Source organism: Pseudotabrizicola alkalilacus, from assembly GCF_003443995.1.
Taxonomy (GTDB): Bacteria; Pseudomonadota; Alphaproteobacteria; order Rhodobacterales; family Rhodobacteraceae; genus Pseudotabrizicola; species Pseudotabrizicola alkalilacus.
This window is the reverse complement of sequence record NZ_QWEY01000003.1, coordinates 224,516-243,041: the sequence shown is the minus strand read 5'-3', so window position 1 is coordinate 243,041 and position 18,526 is coordinate 224,516. Positions and strand designations below refer to the sequence as shown.

The window sequence follows — 18,526 nt, the reverse complement described above, 5'->3', positions numbered from 1 at the left end:
GTTTTGTAACCTCGTGGCCGCCCCACAGGCCACCGCCCTGCCTTAGCCCGAAGCCCCTCTTGCGTCAACGCAGCACCGGCTGCTAGGCAGGCAGAGTAACCAAGCGGAGGGGCGGATATGGATCTGGGGATCAGGGGCAAACGCGCACTTGTCTGTGCGGGATCAAAGGGGCTCGGGCGCGGCTGTGCCGAGGCTCTGGCAGCCGCCGGGGTCGATCTGATCCTGAACGCGCGCGGGGCCGATGCGCTGGAGGCGACTGCCGCCGCGATCCGCACCGCACATGGGGTCAGCGTCACCACCGTTGCCGCCGACATCACCAGTGATGAGGGCCGCGCGCAGGTGCTGGCGGCTGCGGGGACGGTCGATATTCTGGTGACCAACGCCGGTGGCCCGCCGCCGGGCGTGTGGAGCGACTGGGGCCGCGCCGATTTCATCAAGGCGCTGGACGCCAATATGCTGACGCCGATTGCGCTGATGACGGCGCTGTTGCCAGGGATGATCGACGCGGGCTGGGGCCGGGTGATCAACATCACCAGCCAGTCGGTGAAAGCGCCGATTGCACAACTGGGCCTGTCCAACGCCGCCCGCACCGGGCTGACCGGCTATGTCGCAGGCACCGCGCGGCAGGTCGCCCCGCATGGCGTGACGATCAACAACCTGCTGCCCGGCATCCACGACACCGACCGCGCCACAGCACTCGATGCGGGCGTGATGAAGGCCGAAGGGATCACGGCAGACGAGGCCCGCAGCCGCCGTGCCGCCACGATTCCCGCCCGTCGTTATGGCACGGCAGCGGAGTTCGGCGCGGCCTGCGCGTTTTTGTGCTCGGTTCATGCGGGGTTCATCGTCGGGCAGAACATTCTGCTGGACGGCGGCGCCACCAACGCAACCATCTGAGCGGGCTGATGCGGCGGGATCTTATTGAGCGCGCAAGGCGCGCAAGCTGTTTATCTCGTCGCGCGGCTGCGCCGCGTCTCCTCGGGAAGAGCCTCCGGCGGGGATATTTAAGGACGGAAAATGCAACTTGCCGCGCTCTTGCCCTGCGGCGGGTGGGCTGCTAGGGGAAGTTGACGGAAAGCCTAGGATAATCATGCAAGCCGCACAGCCCCGCCTGCCAGAACCCCGTTTGATCGTGGATCACCTGAGCCGGTCCTTTGGCGGGCGGGCCGTGGTGGATGATGTCAGTCTTGAGGTGGCGGCGGGGCAGGTGACCTGTCTTCTGGGGCCATCGGGCTGCGGCAAATCCACCACGTTGCGGATGATCGCCGGGGTGGACCGGCCGGATGGCGGGCGCATCCTGATCGACGGGGCCGAGGTGGCGGGGCCGGGGCGGCACGTGCCGCCGGAGCATCGCTCGGTCGGGTTGATGTTTCAGGATTTTGCACTGTTCCCGCATCTGACGGTGACCGAGAATGTGGCCTTTGGCCTGAAGGGCGACCGGGCCGCGCGGATGCGCAGGGTGGATGAGTTGCTGGAGCGGGTGACGCTGAGCGGCTTTGGTGCCAAGCATCCGCATCAGCTGTCGGGCGGCGAGCAGCAGCGGGTCGCTCTGGCCCGCGCCTTGGCCCCGCGGCCAAAGGTCATGCTGATGGACGAGCCGTTTTCCGGCCTCGACAACCGTTTGCGCGACGGCATCCGCGACACCACGCTGGATATTCTGAAGGACGAGGGCACCGCCGTTGTGCTGGTCACCCATGAGCCGGATGAGGCGATGCGGATGGCCGACGAGATTGCGCTGATGCGCGGTGGCCGGATCGTGCAAAGCGGCGCGCCCTATAACGTCTATAATACTCCGGTGGACAAGGCGGCGGCGGCGTTTTTCAGCGATATCAATGTGATCCGTGGCACCTCGCGCGGGGCGCTGACCGAAACGCCGTTCGGGGCGTTTCTGACGCCGGGGCAAGAGGATGGGGCGGCGGTGGATATCGTGATCCGGCCCCAGCATCTGAAGATCGACTTTGACCGGGCCGGGCGCGGCCCCAATCCGACACCGCAAGAGGGCACGCCCGCCAGCGGCTCGGTGATCCGCGCGCGCTATCTGGGGCGCGAAAGTCTGGTTGAATTCCGCATGGCCTTTGACGGATCGACCCTGACGGCGAGTGTACCGGGGGTGTTCCTGCCCAAGCCCGGCACCGTGCTGTGGCTGATGATCCGCCGCGACCGCTGTTTCGTGTTCCCGGCGAAATAGCCGGGCTCAGCTGTCGCCTGCCATCAGCGCGCGGTAATCGGCCAGTGTGCGGCCCGGCTCGGTCGGAAAAACCTCCTCCGTTTCGGCAATCGCCATGATCCGGTCAACGCGAAAGCTGCGAAACCCGCCGCGGTGTTCGCACCAGGCCGCAAGGGTCCAGACCCGCCCGGTCAGGTCCAGCGCCAGCGGGCGGATGTCGCGATGGGTCTCGCGGCCCTCAGGGTCGATATAGGTCAGCGTCAGCCGCTGCCGGGCCTTGATGGCGCGGCGCAGCAGCGGCACATGCGCGGTGGCGCGGTTGGTCTCCTTGCCGGTAAAGACAAACAGATCATCGGCATCTGCCTCGGGCGGGGCGGGGGTGACGCTGGCGATTTTGGTCGCCAGCACCCGGGCCGCGCGGGCAAGGGCGGCATCGGGCCCGTCGGCCACCAGCCGCACCCCGGCGCGCAAGGCGTCCAGCTCGGCCCCGGTCAGGATCATCGGCGGCAGGGTGATCGGCGCGCGCAGGATATAGCCAACCCCCCGTTCCCCCTCGACCGGCAGGCCAGAGGCCATCAGCGTCGCCATGTCGCGCCAGATCGTGCGCACCGAGACGCCTAAGCTTTCGGCCATCTCGCCCGCACGGTGCAGCCGCCCGTCGCGCAGGATCTGGATCAGGTCGAACAGGCGGTCGGTGCGGCGCATGATGTCCTATGGTCAGCTCAAGGGGAGGCAACTGACATATAGCTGTCAGGTATCTGGGGGAAAAGCCCCCTTGCGGGCACTGAATCAGGCTAGGAACCGGCCTTGTGCGGGGGTAGTGAGGAGGCAGGCGACGCTGGGCGACATGCCGCCCCGGTCATCAGGAGGATTAGACATGCTGAACAACATCGGCCTTCCCGGCCTTCTTCTCATCGCGGTGGTGGTGCTGGTCCTGTTCGGGCGCGGCAAGATCTCGTCCTTGATGGGGGAAGTCGGCAAGGGCATCACCGCCTTCAAGAAAGGCGTGAAGGACAGCTCGGAAGAGATTGAAAACGCCTCGAATACCCCGGTGCGCGATGTCACGCCTGAACCGGAAAAAGACAAGATCTGATCCGCCGTCCCGCCTGTGCGGACCCGTCTGAGCGGAAAGGAAGCCCCGCGCCATGTTTGATTTCGGCATGTCCGAATTGCTTGTCATCGGGATCGTTGCGCTGATCGTGATCGGCCCCAAAGACCTGCCCGAGCTGTTCCGCAGCCTTGGCCGCTTTACCGCCAAGATGCGCGGCATGGCCCGGGAATTTTCCCGTGCGATGGAGGCGGCGGCAGATGAGGCCGGTGTCAAGGATGTGGCCAAGGATCTGAAAAACGTGACCTCGGCCAAGTCGATGGGGCTGGAGGCGGTGCGGGAAGCCACCTCCAAATTCGAGAAATGGGATCCGCTGAAAAACGCGGCGCGCCCGACGGCCAAGGCTCAGCCGGATGCGGCCCCAGTTGCTGCCCCCGCGCCCACACCCGAATTGCAGCCTGATCCGCAAGCCACTCCGCCCGCCGATCCGGCGCCCGTTGCCGCGCCCAAGCCGCCGATGGGCCCGGCCACGCAGGCGCTGACCGAGGCCAAGGCCGCGCGTCAGGCGATTGTCAAAGAGGCGGCGGCAAAGCTGAAGAAATCCACCCCGACCCCTGACGCGTCCACGGCCGCTGACACCGCCGCCAAGCCGAAAAAGCCCCGCACCCCGCGCAAACCGAAATCCGATCAGACCCCCAAGGCCGACGCATGACCAAGTCAGACGAGATCGACGACAGCTCGGCCCCCCTGATCGAGCATCTGGCCGAATTGCGCAACCGCCTGATCTGGGCGGTCTCGGCCTTTATCGTGGCGATGGTTCTGTGTTTTCTGGTGGCCGAACCGATCCTGGCTTTCCTGTTGGAACCGATCGAAGATGCGATGCGGGCCTTGGGCAACCCCAACCCGATCATGCAATACACAGCCCCGCAGGAGTATTTCTTTACCCTGATCCATATCTCGGTGGTGGCGGGGCTGGCGCTGTCGTTTCCGGTCATTGCGTATCACATGTGGCGTTTCGTGGCTCCGGGCCTTTACCGCAATGAAAAGAATGCGTTTCTGCCGTTTCTGATCGCCTCGCCGCTGCTGTTCATTCTGGGTGCGGTGTTTTCGCATTATATCGTGACCCCGCTGGCGATGAGCTTTTTCCTCGGCTTTGCCGATGCAACTTCGGTGGTGTCGGCCCTGTTGCCGGCGATCTCCGATGCGCCGATTACCGATGTTCCGGTCGCGACGCCTCTGACGCAGGCGGTGCAAAATCAGGGCATCGAGATCGTGTTTCAGGGCAAGGTCAACGAAACGCTGGATATCTCGCTGAAGCTGATCATTGCCTTTGGCCTGTGTTTTCAGCTGCCGGTGCTCTTGACCCTGATGGGCAAGGCCGGACTGGTCTCGGCCGCGGGTCTGGCGGGCACGCGCAAATATGCGGTGGTGCTGATCCTGATGGTGGCGGCACTGGTGACGCCGCCCGATATCATGAGCCAGCTGATCCTGTTTCTGGCGGTCTATCCGCTCTATGAGGTCTCGATCTTTCTGATCCGCCGGATCGAGAAAAAGCGCGAGGCCGAATTGCGCGCCCAAGGGCTGTGGGAAGACCCCGAATCCGATGAGGAAGACCACCCGGCATGACCGAAGACACCTTGGCCCGCATCGCCGACGCATTGGAGCGGCTGGCACCCAGCCCACGTCCGGCCCCGGATTTCACCGCCGCCGATGCCTTTGCCTGGCACACCGACCCCGACCGGCTGGAGCCGGTGGCGCGGGTCGCACGCGTGGATCTGTCGCTGCTGATCGGGGTGAACCGCGCGCGGGATACGTTGCTGGACAACACCCGCCATTTTGCGCGCGGCCTGCCGGCCAACAACGCGCTCTTGTGGGGCGCGCGCGGCATGGGGAAATCCTCGCTGGTCAAGGCGATCCATGCGGCGGTGCTGGCCGAAGGGCTGGCCCTGAAGATCGTCGAGCTCGCGCGCGAGGATCTGCCATCGGTGCAACGCCTGCTGGCGCTGCTGCGCACCTCAGACGCGCGCTTTATCCTGTTTTGCGATGACCTGTCGTTCAGCCATGACGACCAGCATTACAAATCGCTCAAAGCGGTGCTGGATGGCGGTATCGAAGGCCGCCCCGACAATGTGCTGCTCTATGCTACGTCAAACCGCCGCCACTTGATGCCGCGCGACATGATCGAAAACGAACGCTCCACCGCGATCAGCCCGTCCGAGGCGGTCGAGGAAAAGGTCTCGCTGTCAGACCGTTTCGGCCTCTGGCTCGGGTTTCATCCCTGCAGTCAGGACGATTACCTCGACATGATCCGGGGCTATTGCGCCGCCTATGGCGTCAACGTCGCCGAAGGCCGCTTGCGGGCCGAGGCGATTGAATGGCAGGCCACGCGCGGCGCCCGCTCGGGCCGGGTGGCGTGGCAGTTCTTCTGCGATCTCGCCGCCCGCGAAGGTGTGCGGCTCTGAGCGCGACACAGAAACCTGCACTCTGGCTCATTTTCTGTCCTTAAATATCCCCGCCGGAGGCATCCGACGGGGATCATAAGCGTGCCTATTGCAGGAAAGCGACCGGATCGGTGCTGTCCACCCCGCGCCGCACTTCGAAATGCAGGAACGATGGTGTGCCGGCGCGCACCTTGGCGATGCTCTGTCCCCGGCTGACCGTATCGCCCTTTTTCACCGTGATCCCGTCCACCCCGGCATAGACCGTCAGCAGGTTGTCGGCATGACGCACCACAATGATCGGGGTCTGCGCGGTATCGGTGGTGATCGCAGCCACCGTACCATCGGCGGCAGCCTTGACCGGCGTGCCCGCCGCAGCAGAAATGTCGATGCCATCGTTGCGACCCTTGGCATAGGGGCGGATGATCGAGCCTTGCACCGGCATCTGCATTTTTGTCGAGGTGCTGCGCTGTGCCCCCAGATCGGGCGAGGCGGGGGTTTCCTTTGGCTTGGTCGCAGCGGGCGCGGTCTTTTCTGCGGGCAGCGGTTTGGTGGCCGAAGGCGGGGTTGGCGTGGCCGATCCTGCACCGGGCGGGCTGACCGTTTGCGTGGCGGGCGGCGGCGCATCAGAGGCGAGCGGGATGATCAGATACTGCCCTTCACGGACATCAAGGTTGGCGCCAAGCCCGTTCCATTCCCCCAGCGCCTTGGCCGAGATGTTGTAGCTGCGCGCGATTGAAAATGCCGTCTCGCCCCGCCGCACCTGATGCCGAACGGGTTCGCGCCCGGTGCTGGGCTTGGTGGTGGCGGGCGGGGTGGGTGTACCCACCCGGTCCAGCGCGGTGGTGGCGATGCTGGAGACATCCACCGGGGCGGGGCCTGCGCCCGTTGGTGCCGGAATCATGCCGCTGCCCTGAACCGGGCCGGTATCGGCGATCCGGCGGGGCAGGGCGATGACTTCGCCGTCGCGCAGGGTGTCGCCCGGCATGACAGCATTATAGCGCGCCAGCTCATCCGCGCCGATGCCGACACGGGCGGCGACCGAGCCGACGGTATCGCCACGCCGCGCCACTGCGACCTGATAGCCGGGATAAGAGATCACGCCGCGCCCGTCGGGCGACGGCCGCCGTTCGGTCGCGCGCAGAGCGGCCTCGGAGGTATCCAGCACACCGGGACCGTTGCGCAGATCCCAGTCGAGCCCGGTGAACGGGCTGCCGCCAGTGGTGGGCGTGCAGGCCGACAGCGCTGCAAAAGCACCTCCCAGCCACAGAAGTCGCAGGCGGGGGGCCGTCCGGGCCGGGAAATCGCGGGTCATGCTCTGCCTCTTTTGTGTGTCGGACGGTGTTTCCCGCCCTTTGTTTCGCCATTTGATCGCAAGCCCCGCATCGGGCCGCCTCGTTACCTTACTCTGCGCCCAGACCTTCGATCAGCGGCACGAAACGCACCGGGCGCAGTTCTTCATAGTCATAGCCGCTCTGGCCACGGGTCACCTTGATCAGGCTTTGCACGGTATCGGACTGTCCCACCGGCAGCACCATGATACCCCCAACTTTGAGTTGCGCCAAGAGGGGGCCGGGCGGGTCTTCGGCGGCGGCGGTCACGATGATGCGGTCAAACGGGGCCTGATCGGGCAGGCCATGGCTGCCATCGGCGGTAAAGGCGGTGATATTGACCAGCCCGAGCGCCTGAAACACGCCCTGCGCCTCGCGCACCAGCCGCCTGTGGCGGTCCACCGTATAGATCCGCCGCGCCAGATGCGACAGGATCGCGGCCTGATAGCCCGAGCCGGTACCGATCTCCAGCACGGTATCGCGCGGCTGCACATTCAGCGCCTGTGTCATCAGCCCGACAACCGAGGGCTGGCTGATGGTCTGGCCGCAGGCAATCGGCAGCGGCATGTCATCATAGGCGCGGTCGGCGAAATGGCCGCGCACAAACAGACCCCGGTCCACCCGCTCCATCGCGGTCAGCACCCGGGCCTCGGTCACCCCTCTTGATCGCAGTCCAAACAAAAAGCGCATCTTGCGTTCGGCGTCCGATTCATCCGGGCCGCCTTGTCCCATCATGCCAGTTGCGCCTCCAGCCGCGCCAGCAGGTCATGCGCGGTCAGATCGGCGCGCATCGGCGTGACAGAGATCCAGCCTTCGAGGTTCACCGCGGCATCGGTGCCGGGCAGGGTTGGCGTGTGCTGCGGCCCGCCCTTGATCCACAGATAGCGCCGCCCGGTGGGCGAAATCTGCGGCTCGCAGGAAAACGAGGTGTCGCGGCGAAAGCCGATGGCGGCGACCTTGGTGCCCAGCACCTTGTCGGCGGCGACGGGCGGAAAGTTCACATTGTAGAACACGCGGTAATCGTCCTGCGTCCAGATGCCCTTTTCCAGCAGCCTGCGCACCACGGCCGCGCCATGCACCACCGCCGCTTCGAACGGCGTGTCCAGATCGTCGGTGCCGCGCCCCATGTATTGCGACAGCGCAACCGAAGGGATGCCCTGCAACGCCGCCTCCATCGCGCCACCGATGGTGCCGGAATAGAGCGTGTTTTCCGCCGCGTTGTTGCCCCGGTTGACGCCGGACAGCACCAGATCGGGCTTGGCCCCGTCCAGCACATCATAAATCGCCGCCAACACACAATCGGCCGGGCTGCCCTCTGCCGCATAGCGGCGATCCGACAGGCGCGCGATCATCATCGGGTGCGAATAGCTGATGCAATGACCCACGCCCGACTGCTCGAACGCCGGGGCCACGGTCCAGACCTCGCCCTCGGGTCCGGCGATCTCATGGGCGATGGCGGTCAGAACCTCCAGCCCCGGAGCGTTGATACCGTCGTCATTTGTGATCAGAATGCGCATGAAATCCGTCCTTTCCCCCTGCTTAGACGACACCCGCCCAACCGGCAAGCACAAGAGCCAGCTTTGCTTGACTTCGCCGCCGTGGCGCTGTCGTCTGGCCACAAAGCAAAGGCAATTGTCATGACTCTGACCCCGCAAGACATCTCTGCTCTGACCCGGTTCCGCCACGCTCTGCACCGCCAGCCCGAGGTGTCGGGCGATGAAGCGCAGACGGCGCAGCGGGTGCAGGCGGCGCTGGCCGCCCTTGGCCCCGATCAGATCGTGACGGGTCTGGGCGGGCATGGGGTGGCGGCGGTGTTTTCTGGCGCAGCCCCCGGTCCGACGGTGATGATCCGCGCCGAACTGGACGCGCTGCCGATCCCCGAACGCCCCGGGCCGGCGCATCGGTCAGAGGTGGAGGGCGTGGCGCATCTGTGCGGCCATGACGGGCATATGGCGATTGTGCTGGGCGTTGGCCGGGTGCTGTCGCGCGACAGGCCGGCACGCGGCCGCGCGGTGCTGATGTTCCAGCCCGCCGAAGAGGATGGCTCGGGCGCGGCTGCGGTGCTGGCGGACCCCGCCTTTGCCGCCTTGCGCCCCGACTGGGCCTTTGCGCTGCACAATATGCCGGGCCTGCCGCTGTGGGGCGTGCAGGTTTCGGCAGGCCCGATGAACTGCGCGTCTTGCGGGATGCGTCTGCGGTTTTCGGGCCGCACCGCCCATGCCGCCACGCCCGGTACCGGCCTGTCGCCGGATGCGGCGATGTTCGAGCTGATCCCGGCCCTGCGCGCGCTTGGCCCCGGCGGGGCGCTGGACCCCGGTTTCCGGCTGGTGACGCTGACCCACGCCCGACTTGGTGCGCCGACCTTTGGCATCGCGCCGGGTGAGGGCGAGCTGTGGCTTACCCTGCGCAGCCTGTCCGATGCCGATATGGTCGCTCTGAAAGCACAGGCGCAGGATCTGGCGGAACAGGCGGCGGCGCGGCACGGGTTGGGGTTGCAGATCACCTGGCACGATGATTTTGCCGCCTGCCACAATGACCCGCAGGCCACCGCGCAGATCGAGGCGGCCCTTACCGCCGCCGCCATCCCCTTTGGCCCGACCGATGGCCCGATGCGCGCCTCGGAAGACTTTGGCCGGTTCGCGGGCAACGGTACCCGCGCGGCCATGTTTCTGTTGGGCGCGGGCGAGGACAGCCCCGCCCTGCATGATCCGCGCTACGATTTTCCCGACGTGCTGATCTCTCCCGGCGTTTCTGCATTCAGAGCCGTTTTACGCCAGATTCTGGGGTAGTCGTGCTTTTCCGCACAAGTCCCGCGCGGGCATAGGCGAAGACGCAACGCCGTTTCGGTTCTACCTTAAGACAAAGGAGAACATCATGAGCTGGAACCCCGTGCTTGACCCCTCGATCCCGATCGGCGACGCCGTGGATTCGATTGAAACCGTGATTGTGCCCCGCGCCCGTGATCTGGGCGGGTTCGAGGTGCGCCGCGCGCTGCCCTCGGCGGCGCGGCAGATGGTCGGGCCGTTCATCTTTTTCGACCAGATGGGCCCGGCCGAGTTTCTGACCGGCAAAGGCATCGACGTGCGCCCGCATCCGCATATCGGGCTGGGCACGGTCACCTATCTCTTGCGCGGCAAGCTGCACCACCGCGACAGCCTGGGCACCAATGCCTGGATCGAACCCGGCGCGGTGAACTGGATGCTGGCGGGGCAGGGGATCACCCATTCGGAACGGCAGGACGGAGAGATCCGCAACACGCCGCACGATCTGTTCGGCCTGCAGACTTGGCTGGCGCTGCCAAAAGCGATGGAGGATGACCCTGCCGCCTTTGTTCACGCTGCCCAGTCGGACCTGCCGGAGCTGGAGGGCGAGGGCAAGCAGGTGCGACTGATCCTTGGCACAGCCTATGGGGAGACCGCGCCGGTGCCGACCGGGATCGAGGTGTTCTATGCCGATGCCCGTCTGGCCCCCGGTGCCGCGATTCCGCTGCCCGATAATCACGAGGATCGCGGGGTCTATATCCTGTCGGGTGAGGTCAGCGTGGGTGGCCAGACATTCGAGACCGGGCGCATGCTGGTGTTCCGGCCCGGCGACAAGGTGTCGGTAAAGACGGGGGATCAGGGCGCGCGGGTGATGCTGCTGGGGGGCGCCACGATGGACGGCCCCCGCCATATCTGGTGGAATTTTGTGGCCTCGTCCAAGGACCGCATTGATGCCGCGCGTGAGGCGTGGCGGGCGGGGGATTGGGCGCATGGGCGGTTCCGGCTGCCGCCCGATGATGCCGGAGAATTCATCCCCGCGCCGGCCCATTGAGGGGGGGCGAAAAAAGCGCGACTTTCGCTCCGGTCCCGCTTGACGCCCCCCGCGCATGCCCCTAAAAGCCCCCCTACGGCGCGCGGGAAACCACGGGCCGGACGGAATGTGCGGTTGTAGCTCAGTTGGTTAGAGTACCGGCCTGTCACGCCGGGGGTCGCGGGTTCGAGCCCCGTCAACCGCGCCATTCCTGCCTTAAAAGGCCCCTGCGTCAGCAGGGGCCTTTTGGTTTTCCGGGGGCAGTTCCCGCTGTGTTACAGGATCAGGAATCATTGCGAATCAAAGGGTTGGTCCTGCGGGATTAGGGGTTTGTTAAGACTTTGACCTTGGCCCTTGGCTCTGGCTTTTTGTTTTGACGCGCAGGTGACTTTCGCCGCACTTTCCCGCTTGACGCCCCCCGCCTGCGGCTATATTCCCCCTCCATCGCGCGGTTGTAGCTCAGTTGGTTAGAGTACCGGCCTGTCACGCCGGGGGTCGCGGGTTCGAGCCCCGTCAACCGCGCCACTTTCCTTTTATTCGTCGTCAGATAACGTCTGCACCTGTTGGGCGCGGACGTTTTTTCTGTAGCGCCCCCCCACCCCAACCGTCGGGGGCATGCCCCGACCCCACGAGGGGGGAGGGAGGCGCCCTGCAGGGACGTTGGATTGTTCATTCTGGGGGCGGTTTGGTGCGGTCTGGAAGGAATCGGGAATGGACGAAGTTCTGCAATCCTTTTTGCCGTTTGCGCCCTGGGCTGATGCGCGCACGCGGCGGTTGCCGGGGATTCTGCCGCTGGCTATGGCGGACTGGTTGCAGGTGGATGATGCCTTTGCCGGGCAGATGGCGCTGCGCGATTCCCTGCTCGCAGAGCGCGAAGCGGAGGTGGTGGGGCAGATGAGCCTTGCCGCGCAGGCCATTGAAGAATTGTATGAATTTGTTCTGGCGCGCCTGCCTGCGGGCTTTGTGCGCAATGGCAATGCGGTCACGCGCCCGGACGGGGTGACGGTGGCGCTGGACCCATCTCGCCCGTTGCAGACTTTGGGGCGGCTGGTGCAGGAGGATCTGTGCCTGATGCAGGAGGATGGCGCGGGGCAGCACCAGTTGTCGGCAGCGGTCCTGTGCTTTCCGGCGGGCTGGACGCTTTCGGAAAAGCTGGGGCGGCCGCTGATGCGGATGCACAGTCCGGTGGCGGCCTATACCGAGGATCTGGGCCGCAGGGTGCAGCGGTTGATGGATGCGGTGCGGGTGGAGACGCCGCTGTGGCGGGCCAACGCGCACCATTCACGCGCGCCGCTGTTCAATCCGCTGCGCGAGGATGCGCCAAAAGACACCGTGGCGCAGGGCGCGATGCCCTTTATCCGGTCGGAACGGCAATGCCTGATCCGGCTGCCGGTCAGCCGCGCGGTGCTGTTTTCGATCCACACCTACCGGGTGCGGCTGGGGGATCTGAGCGCCGAGCAGGCGGCGGCGCTGGAGGCGTTTCCGATTCACCGCGCGCTTTAAGGTGCTGCATCAGCTTCACGCTGCAACCCCTTGTCCGACATGAAAAAGGCCGCCCCGAGGGGCGGCCTTTTCTAATGATGTCGCTGCGATCAGCAGGAATAGTACATCGCGTATTCGATCGGGTGCGGGGTATGCTCGTAGGCATAAACCTCTTCCCATTTCAGCGCCATGTAACCTTCGAGCTGGTCTTTGGTGAACACGTCCCCAACGATCAGGAAGTCCATGTCTTTTTCCAGCTCTTCCAGCGCCTCACGGAGCGAGCCGCAGACGGTGGGGATCGCTGCCAGTTCTTCGGGCGGCAGATCGTACAGGTCTTTGTCGGAGGCCGGGCCGGGATCAATCTTGTTGTTGATGCCGTCAAGGCCAGCCATCAGCAGGGCTGCAAAGGCGAGGTACGGGTTCGCTGCCGGATCGGGGAAGCGGGCCTCAACACGTTTGGCTTTCGGCGATTCCGTCCACGGAATACGAACGCAGCCCGAGCGGTTGCGGGCGGAATACGCGCGCAGAACCGGTGCCTCAAACCCCGGGATCAGACGCTTGTAGCTGTTGGTCGACGGGTTGGTCAGGGCGTTGAGCGCCTTGGCGTGTTTCAGGATGCCGCCGATGAAATACAGCGCCTCTTGCGACAGGTCGGCATATTTGTCGCCTGCGAACAGCGGCTTGCCGTCTTTCCAGATCGACATGTTCACGTGCATGCCCGAGCCGTTGTCACCCTTCATCGGTTTCGGCATGAAGGTCACGGTCTTGCCGTAAGCTGCCGCGACGTTGTGGATGACGTATTTGTATTTCTGGATGTTGTCGGCCTGTTCGGTCAGACCACCGAAGATCATGCCGAGTTCGTGCTGGCAGGTCGCGACCTCGTGGTGGTGCTTGTCAACCTTGATGCCCATGCGCTTCATGGTCGAGAGCATCTCGCCGCGGATGTCCTGGGCTTCGTCAATCGGGTTGACCGGGAAGTAGCCGCCCTTGTGGGCCGCGCGGTGGGCGAGGTTGCCGCCTTCCATCTCGGTGTCGGTGTTCCAGGCTGCCGCTTCGGCATCAATCTGGAACGACACTTTCTGCGGCGTGACGCAGTAGCGCACGTCGTCGAACAGGAAGAATTCCGCCTCGGGGCCGCAATAGAACGCGTCGCCGATTCCGCTCGATTTCAGATAGGCTTCGGCCTTCAGCGCGGTACCGCGCGGGTCGCGCGAGTAGGATTCGCCGGTGTCGGGTTCGACCACGGTGCAATGCACGCACATGGTTTTTTCGGCATAAAACGGGTCGATATAGACCGAGGTCGCATCGGGGATCAGTTTCATGTCGGACTGGTCGATGGATTTCCAGCCGGCGATGGACGATCCGTCGAACATGAAGCCTTCTTCAAAGAAGTCTTCGTCAACCAGATCGTTCACCAGCGTCACGTGCTGGAGCTTGCCCTTGACGTCGGTGAAGCGGATGTCGACATATTCGACCTCTTCATCCTTCATCAGTTTCAGAGCTTTCTTGATCGCGCTCATCATGCTGCCTTTCGGTTTTTGGGTGTTACAGTGCAGGCCAAGCGGGCCTGATGTTGGGGTCAGGGATCAGACGGCGTCGTCGCCGGTTTCCCCGGTGCGGATGCGGATCGCCTGTTCGACGGAGCTGACAAAGATCTTGCCATCGCCGATCTTGTCGGTGCGGGCGGCGGCGATGATCGCAGCGACCGCCTGATCGACCATATCATCGGTGAGGATGACCTCGATTTTCACCTTGGGCAGGAAATCCACCACATATTCAGCGCCACGGTAGAGCTCGGTATGGCCTTTCTGACGGCCAAAGCCTTTGACTTCGGTGACCGACAGGCCCTGAATGCCCGCTTCTTGCAGGGCTTCCTTGACCTCATCGAGTTTGAAAGGCTTGATGATTGCCTCAATCTTCTTCATGGGCCGACTCCCCCGCACCTTGATTTTTATCTGTCTGTTGCTGTCTGACCATTTCCTGCGGGCGGGGACAATTGACTAAGGTTTAAGCGACGGCAGGTCAGGTGGGAATTTGCTGGTTGTGATTAAAAAATATGCGATGAGGTGATTTTGTGGGCGGTTTGAGAACGGATTGGGCGGGATTGTGACGGAACTTCTGACATCTGCCCAAATGCGCGCCATTGAGGCCGCCGCGATTGCCAGCGGCGCGGTCACCGGGCTGGAGCTGATGGAGCGCGCGGGGCGGGGCGTGGTGGAGGCGGTGTTTGAGGAATGGCCGGAGCTGCGCGCAACCTCGCACCGGGCGGTGGTGCTGTGCGGGCCGGGGAACAATGGCGGCGACGGGTTCGTGGTGGCGCGGCTGTTGCGCGAGCGGGGCTGGGCGGTGGAGGTGTTTCTGTACGGCGATGCAGAGAGGCTGCCGCCGGATGCGCGGGTGAATTATGAGCGTTGGTGCGGGATGGGAGTGGTGACCGCGCTGGAGAGTGAGAGCTTTCCACGGCTGCACTCTGTTCACGCCGATCTGATCGTTGATGCCCTGTTCGGCACCGGATTTGCCCGGCCCGCAGACGGGGACGCCGCACAAGTGCTTGTGCATATAAGGACGGCGATCTGGCCCGTTGAGCGGTCATTCCGGTCGGCGGAACATCTGGTTGCTGTCGATGTGCCGACCGGGCTTTGTGCCGACAGTGGCAAGGTGATTGTCGCAGAGGTCGCAAAGCTGGCGCATTTCCGGGCTGATCTGACCGTGACCTTTCACCGGGCGAAGATCGGGCACTTTCTTGAGGATGGCCCCGAGCTGGTGGGCAAGCTGGTGGTGAAGGATATTGGCCTGCCGGGGGCGGGACCGGCTGGTGGCCGGGTCGGTCTTGTCACGCCACGGCTTGAGAGCCTGCGCAAGCACAGCGGCCATAAGTATTCCCACGGCCACGCGCTGATCCTTTCCGGCCCGGCGGGACGCGGTGGCGCGGCGCGGTTGGCGGCGCGGGGGGCGCTGCGGATCGGGGCGGGGGTGGTGACGGTGGGGTGCCCGGCGGAGGCGGTGGCGGAGCATGCGGGGCGGCTTGATGCGGTGATGCTGCGCGAGGTGGCGGATGGTGACGGGTTGGCGGCGGTGTTGGAGGATGGGCGGATCAATGCGCTGTGTCTGGGGCCGGGGCTGGGGCTTGATGCGCGGGCGGCGGGGTTGGTGGGGGTGGCGCTTGGTGTTTCCGCTGCGCGCCCCCCACCCCCGGCCCCTCCCCACGAGGGGGAGGGGAGGCGATCGGGACAGGGTGGTGCGCTTGACGGTGATGGGCTTCCCCTCCCCCTCGTGGGGAGGGGTCAGGGGTGGGGGGCGCGTCGGGTGGTGCTGGATGCCGATGCGCTGACGCTGATCGCGGGCGATGTGGCGCTGTTTGGTGCGCTGCACGCGGCTTGTGTGCTGACCCCGCATGCGGGTGAGTTTGCGCGGCTTTTCCCCGACATTGCAGCGAAGCTGGCGGCACCTGCGACCACGGGCCCGGCCTATTCCAGGGTGGATGCCGCACGCGCAGCGGCGGCGCGGGCGGGGTGTGTGGTGCTGCTCAAAGGGCCGGATACGGTGATTGCGGCGCCGGACGGGCGCTGCGCGGTCAATGCGGCGGTCTATGACCGTGCCGCGCCCTGGCTGGCGACGGCGGGGGCGGGCGATGTGCTGGCGGGGGTCATCTGCGGGCTGCTGGCGCGCGGATTTGAGGCGTTTGATGCCGCTTGCACCGGGGCCTGGCTGCATGTGGAGTGTGCGCGGAGTTTTGGGCCCGGCCTGATTGCAGAGGATCTGCCGGAGGAATTGCCAAAGGTGTTCCGCGCGTTGGGGCTGTAGCGGAGACATGAGAAAGGCCGCCCGGAGGCGGCCTGTTGTGGAGTGCAGGGCCGGTCAGCCTGCTTCGCAGCCCAGTTCCAGACCGGCGGCAAAGATCACCTGCGGCTCGGCAAAGCGCAGGGTGACGATGCGGGCCTCGGCCAGCGTTTCCGGGCGGATGTAATCGCCATCGACCAGACGTTCGGCGGGCATCACAGCGCGGATCAGACCGGCAAGCGCCTTGGCCCGCCAGTCGCGGATCAGCAAGGGCTGGCGCGGGGCGACGTGCAGATCAGCCTCGGGCCGGTCTTTGCCCAGCACACCTTCGGAGATGCGGATCACGCGGGCGTTTTGCACGATGGCAATGTCAACAGCGGTGACGGTGCGTGCGCCGGACCGGGTGATGACCTTGTCACCGGGGGCGATGAATTCGACCGGGATTATGCCGGACAGGGTCAGGATCGGGGTGCCGGACATGATGCCACACAGCGGCATCGTGGTCCCCGCTGCAACCGGGCCGGCGGTGGTGCCGTGTTTGAGATCAGCCAAGATCGTCTCCAGTGCCAACATTTTCATCTGCCTCATGTTTTTTTGACCGAGACTATGGCAGGAACGCGGCTGTGGCGAGGTTTTCCTTTGCGAGCGCGCGGCAAATCTGCGTCGGCGTGGCGTGAATGCCATTGCTGCGTCGCGTTTTTGCTCTCGCCAGTCGCGTGGTGTTTTTGCTCTCGCCAGTCGCGGGGGGCTTTGCTAGAAGGGCGGCGCGCGGCGGGCTGGCCCGGCGCGGATGCGGGTGTGGCGAAATTGGCAGACGCACCAGATTTAGGTTCTGGCGCCGCAAGGCGTGGGGGTTCAAGTCCCTCCACCCGCACCAACACTGCCTTCTCTTCATGCCATGCGCGGTTTTTGCCTGAAATGCCCGAGATTCGGGCGTCGTTGCGGCTTTCCTGCTTGCATGCCGCCCTGCGGATTACTAAGGGAGGCGGGAAAGTTTGACTGCCGCCTGTTCTGGCGGCCCAACCGATATGGGGAAAATATGCAAGTCACCGAGACCCTGAACGAAGGGCTGAAGCGCGGCTACACCATCACCGTGACCGCTGCCGAACTGGAAGCCAAGGTTCAGGAAAAGCTGGTCGAGGCGCAGCCCGAGATCGAGATGAAGGGCTTTCGCAAGGGCAAGGTGCCGATGGCAATCCTGCGCAAGCAGTTCGGCCCGCGTCTTCTGGGCGATGCGATGCAGGATGCGATTGATGGCGCGATGAAGGGCCATTTTGACGCGACCGGTGACCGTCCGGCACTGCAGCCCGAAGTGAAGATGCAGGGTGGCGACGAATGGGCTGAGGGCCGCGATGTTGTGGTCGAGATGACCTATGACTGCCTGCCGCCGATTCCGGAGCTGGATGCGACCAAGATCACGCTGGAGCGTCTGATCGTCAAAGCCGACGACGCCTCGGTTGAGGAAGCGCTGAAAAACCTGGCCGCCACCGCACAGTCGTTTGACGACCGCAAGAAGGGCGCGAAAGCCAAGGATGGCGATCAGATCACCATCGACTTCAAAGGCTCGGTTGACGGCGACTATTTCGAGGGCGGCACGGCAGAGGATTATCCGCTGGTGCTGGGCTCGAACTCGTTCATTCCGGGGTTTGAGGCGCAACTGGTCGGGGCCAAGGTCGGTGACGAGCTGAAGGTCGATGTGACTTTCCCGGCCGAATACGGTGCGGCACATCTGGCAGGCAAGGCGGCGGTGTTTGAATGCACTGTGAAAGCAGTCAAAGAGCCGAAAGCCGCAGAGCTGGATGACGAGCTGGCCAAGAAATACGGCGCAAAAGATCTGGCCGGTCTGAAAGGGCAGATCGCTGAACGTCTGGGCGTGGAATATCAGGGCGCCAGCAAGGCGATTATGAAGCGCGCGCTGCTGGATCAGCTGGACGGTCTGGTGAAGTTCGACCTGCCGGCCGCACTGGTCGAGGCCGAGGCGAACCAGATCGCGCATCAGCTGTGGCATGAAGAAAACCCGGACGTGCAGGGCCACAACCACGACGCCGTTGAGCCGACCGACGAGCACAAGTCGCTGGCCGAGCGCCGGGTGCGTCTGGGCCTGCTCTTGGCTGAAATCGGTCGCAAGGCCGAGATCACCGTGACCGACGCCGAAATGACCCAGGCGGTGCTGAACGCCGCCCGTCAGTATCCGGGGCAGGAGCGTCAGTTCTTTGAATTCGTGCAGAAGAACCCGCAGATGCAACAGCAGCTGCGCGCGCCGCTGTTCGAGGACAAGGTTGTCGATCACATCGTGGCGCAGGCCACTGTGACCGAGAAAGAGGTCAACAAGGACGATCTGCAAAAAGCAATCGACGCGCTGGACGAAATCTGAGCGCCTGCCTTTTACGATTTTTCTGCGAAAAATCAGGCCCGCACCTTTTGGTGTGGGCCTTTTTCATGTCGTGCGGCGGTGCGGACAGAAAGGGTTTGCCGTTTGGCAAAGCTG

The 18,526-nt window shown here is 64.7% G+C and carries 18 protein-coding genes and 3 tRNA genes; 14 read left to right on the top strand and 7 right to left on the bottom strand.

All coding sequences use genetic code 11. From position 1 onward, the window contains the following. Positions 1-117 precede the first annotated feature (117 nt). Complete coding sequence (locus D1012_RS07935) at positions 118-897, top strand: SDR family oxidoreductase (RefSeq protein ID WP_118150851.1); 780 nt, start codon at positions 118-120, stop codon at positions 895-897. 193 nt (positions 898-1,090) lie between these two features. Next, positions 1,091-2,188, top strand: coding sequence for an ABC transporter ATP-binding protein (locus D1012_RS07930; RefSeq protein ID WP_118150849.1), 1,098 nt, complete (start codon positions 1,091-1,093; stop codon positions 2,186-2,188). Between the two features lie 6 nt (positions 2,189-2,194). On the opposite strand, the gene D1012_RS07925 is transcribed toward D1012_RS07930, so the two are convergent. Continuing rightward, on the bottom strand, positions 2,195-2,872 hold the full coding sequence (locus tag D1012_RS07925; RefSeq protein WP_118150847.1) for a helix-turn-helix transcriptional regulator: 678 nt from the start codon (positions 2,870-2,872) through the stop codon (positions 2,195-2,197). 172 nt (positions 2,873-3,044) lie between these two features. Between D1012_RS07925 and tatA the strand changes: the two genes are divergently transcribed. Genes tatA through D1012_RS07905 form a run of 4 tightly spaced genes read left to right on the top strand, consistent with a single transcriptional unit; the run spans position 3,045 to position 5,677 of the window. Further along, on the top strand, positions 3,045-3,260 hold the full coding sequence (gene tatA, locus D1012_RS07920) for a twin-arginine translocase TatA/TatE family subunit (RefSeq protein WP_118150845.1): 216 nt from the start codon (positions 3,045-3,047) through the stop codon (positions 3,258-3,260). 52 nt (positions 3,261-3,312) lie between these two features. Next, positions 3,313-3,927, top strand: coding sequence for a Sec-independent protein translocase protein TatB (gene tatB / locus D1012_RS07915; RefSeq protein WP_118150843.1), 615 nt, complete (start codon positions 3,313-3,315; stop codon positions 3,925-3,927). Further along, the gene (gene tatC, locus D1012_RS07910) at positions 3,924-4,841 is read left to right on the top strand and encodes a twin-arginine translocase subunit TatC (protein WP_118150841.1); all 918 of its coding nucleotides are present in this window, start codon (positions 3,924-3,926) and stop codon (positions 4,839-4,841) included. Before tatB ends, tatC begins: the two co-directional genes overlap by 4 nt. Further along, the gene (locus D1012_RS07905) at positions 4,838-5,677 is read left to right on the top strand and encodes an ATP-binding protein (RefSeq protein ID WP_118150839.1); all 840 of its coding nucleotides are present in this window, start codon (positions 4,838-4,840) and stop codon (positions 5,675-5,677) included. The genes tatC and D1012_RS07905 overlap by 4 nt, the downstream gene beginning before the upstream one ends. Positions 5,678-5,762: 85 nt before the next feature. Here the strand turns inward: D1012_RS07905 and D1012_RS07900 are convergent, their stop codons facing one another. From D1012_RS07900 to surE, 3 genes are all read right to left on the bottom strand, one after another. After that, positions 5,763-6,968 (bottom strand): M23 family metallopeptidase, encoded by a 1,206-nt coding sequence (locus D1012_RS07900; RefSeq protein WP_118150837.1) that lies wholly within the window; start codon positions 6,966-6,968, stop codon positions 5,763-5,765. An 88-nt stretch (positions 6,969-7,056) separates the two neighbouring features. Further along, a complete protein-coding gene (locus tag D1012_RS07895; RefSeq protein ID WP_118151178.1) occupies positions 7,057-7,716 on the bottom strand; it encodes a protein-L-isoaspartate(D-aspartate) O-methyltransferase in 660 nt (219 codons plus the stop codon). Continuing rightward, entirely contained in the window at positions 7,716-8,501 is a 786-nt protein-coding gene (gene surE, locus D1012_RS07890; protein WP_118150835.1) for a 5'/3'-nucleotidase SurE, read from the bottom strand. Before surE ends, D1012_RS07895 begins: the two co-directional genes overlap by 1 nt. A gap of 63 nt (positions 8,502-8,564) precedes the next feature. Here surE and D1012_RS07885 point away from each other — a divergent pair, with 63 nt between their 5' ends. The 5 genes from D1012_RS07885 to D1012_RS07865 all read left to right on the top strand — a co-directional run bounded on the left by D1012_RS07885 (position 8,565) and on the right by D1012_RS07865 (position 12,279). Further along, positions 8,565-9,773 carry an amidohydrolase gene (locus tag D1012_RS07885; RefSeq protein WP_354002030.1) on the top strand — a complete coding sequence of 403 codons (1,209 nt, stop codon included), beginning with the start codon at positions 8,565-8,567 and terminating at the stop codon, positions 9,771-9,773. Between the two features lie 85 nt (positions 9,774-9,858). Continuing rightward, positions 9,859-10,797: a pirin family protein gene (locus D1012_RS07880; RefSeq protein WP_118150833.1), complete on the top strand. Its 939-nt coding sequence runs from the start codon at positions 9,859-9,861 to the stop codon at positions 10,795-10,797. A 110-nt stretch (positions 10,798-10,907) separates the two neighbouring features. Next, positions 10,908-10,984 (top strand) — tRNA-Asp (locus tag D1012_RS07875). Between the two features lie 240 nt (positions 10,985-11,224). After that, a tRNA-Asp gene (locus D1012_RS07870) sits at positions 11,225-11,301 on the top strand. Between the two features lie 186 nt (positions 11,302-11,487). Beyond that, positions 11,488-12,279, top strand: coding sequence for a heme-dependent oxidative N-demethylase family protein (locus D1012_RS07865; RefSeq protein WP_118150831.1), 792 nt, complete (start codon positions 11,488-11,490; stop codon positions 12,277-12,279). Positions 12,280-12,368: 89 nt separating this feature from the next. On the opposite strand, the gene glnA is transcribed toward D1012_RS07865, so the two are convergent. Both glnA and D1012_RS07855 read right to left on the bottom strand, forming a co-directional pair. Beyond that, the gene (gene glnA, locus D1012_RS07860) at positions 12,369-13,778 is read right to left on the bottom strand and encodes a type I glutamate--ammonia ligase (RefSeq protein ID WP_118151176.1); all 1,410 of its coding nucleotides are present in this window, start codon (positions 13,776-13,778) and stop codon (positions 12,369-12,371) included. A 66-nt stretch (positions 13,779-13,844) separates the two neighbouring features. After that, on the bottom strand, positions 13,845-14,183 hold the full coding sequence (locus D1012_RS07855; RefSeq protein ID WP_100197995.1) for a P-II family nitrogen regulator: 339 nt from the start codon (positions 14,181-14,183) through the stop codon (positions 13,845-13,847). Positions 14,184-14,364: 181 nt separating this feature from the next. Here D1012_RS07855 and D1012_RS07850 point away from each other — a divergent pair, with 181 nt between their 5' ends. Continuing rightward, entirely contained in the window at positions 14,365-16,062 is a 1,698-nt protein-coding gene (locus D1012_RS07850) for an NAD(P)H-hydrate epimerase (protein WP_233517047.1), read from the top strand. Between the two features lie 54 nt (positions 16,063-16,116). On the opposite strand, the gene D1012_RS07845 is transcribed toward D1012_RS07850, so the two are convergent. Further along, on the bottom strand, positions 16,117-16,590 hold the full coding sequence (locus D1012_RS07845; protein WP_158569266.1) for a Hint domain-containing protein: 474 nt from the start codon (positions 16,588-16,590) through the stop codon (positions 16,117-16,119). Positions 16,591-16,830: 240 nt separating this feature from the next. On the opposite strand from D1012_RS07845, the gene D1012_RS07840 reads away from it, so the two are divergent. Both D1012_RS07840 and tig read left to right on the top strand, forming a co-directional pair. Then, positions 16,831-16,915 (top strand) — tRNA-Leu (locus tag D1012_RS07840). A 162-nt stretch (positions 16,916-17,077) separates the two neighbouring features. Continuing rightward, positions 17,078-18,412: a trigger factor gene (tig, locus tag D1012_RS07835; RefSeq protein WP_118150826.1), complete on the top strand. Its 1,335-nt coding sequence runs from the start codon at positions 17,078-17,080 to the stop codon at positions 18,410-18,412. Positions 18,413-18,526 lie beyond the last annotated feature (114 nt).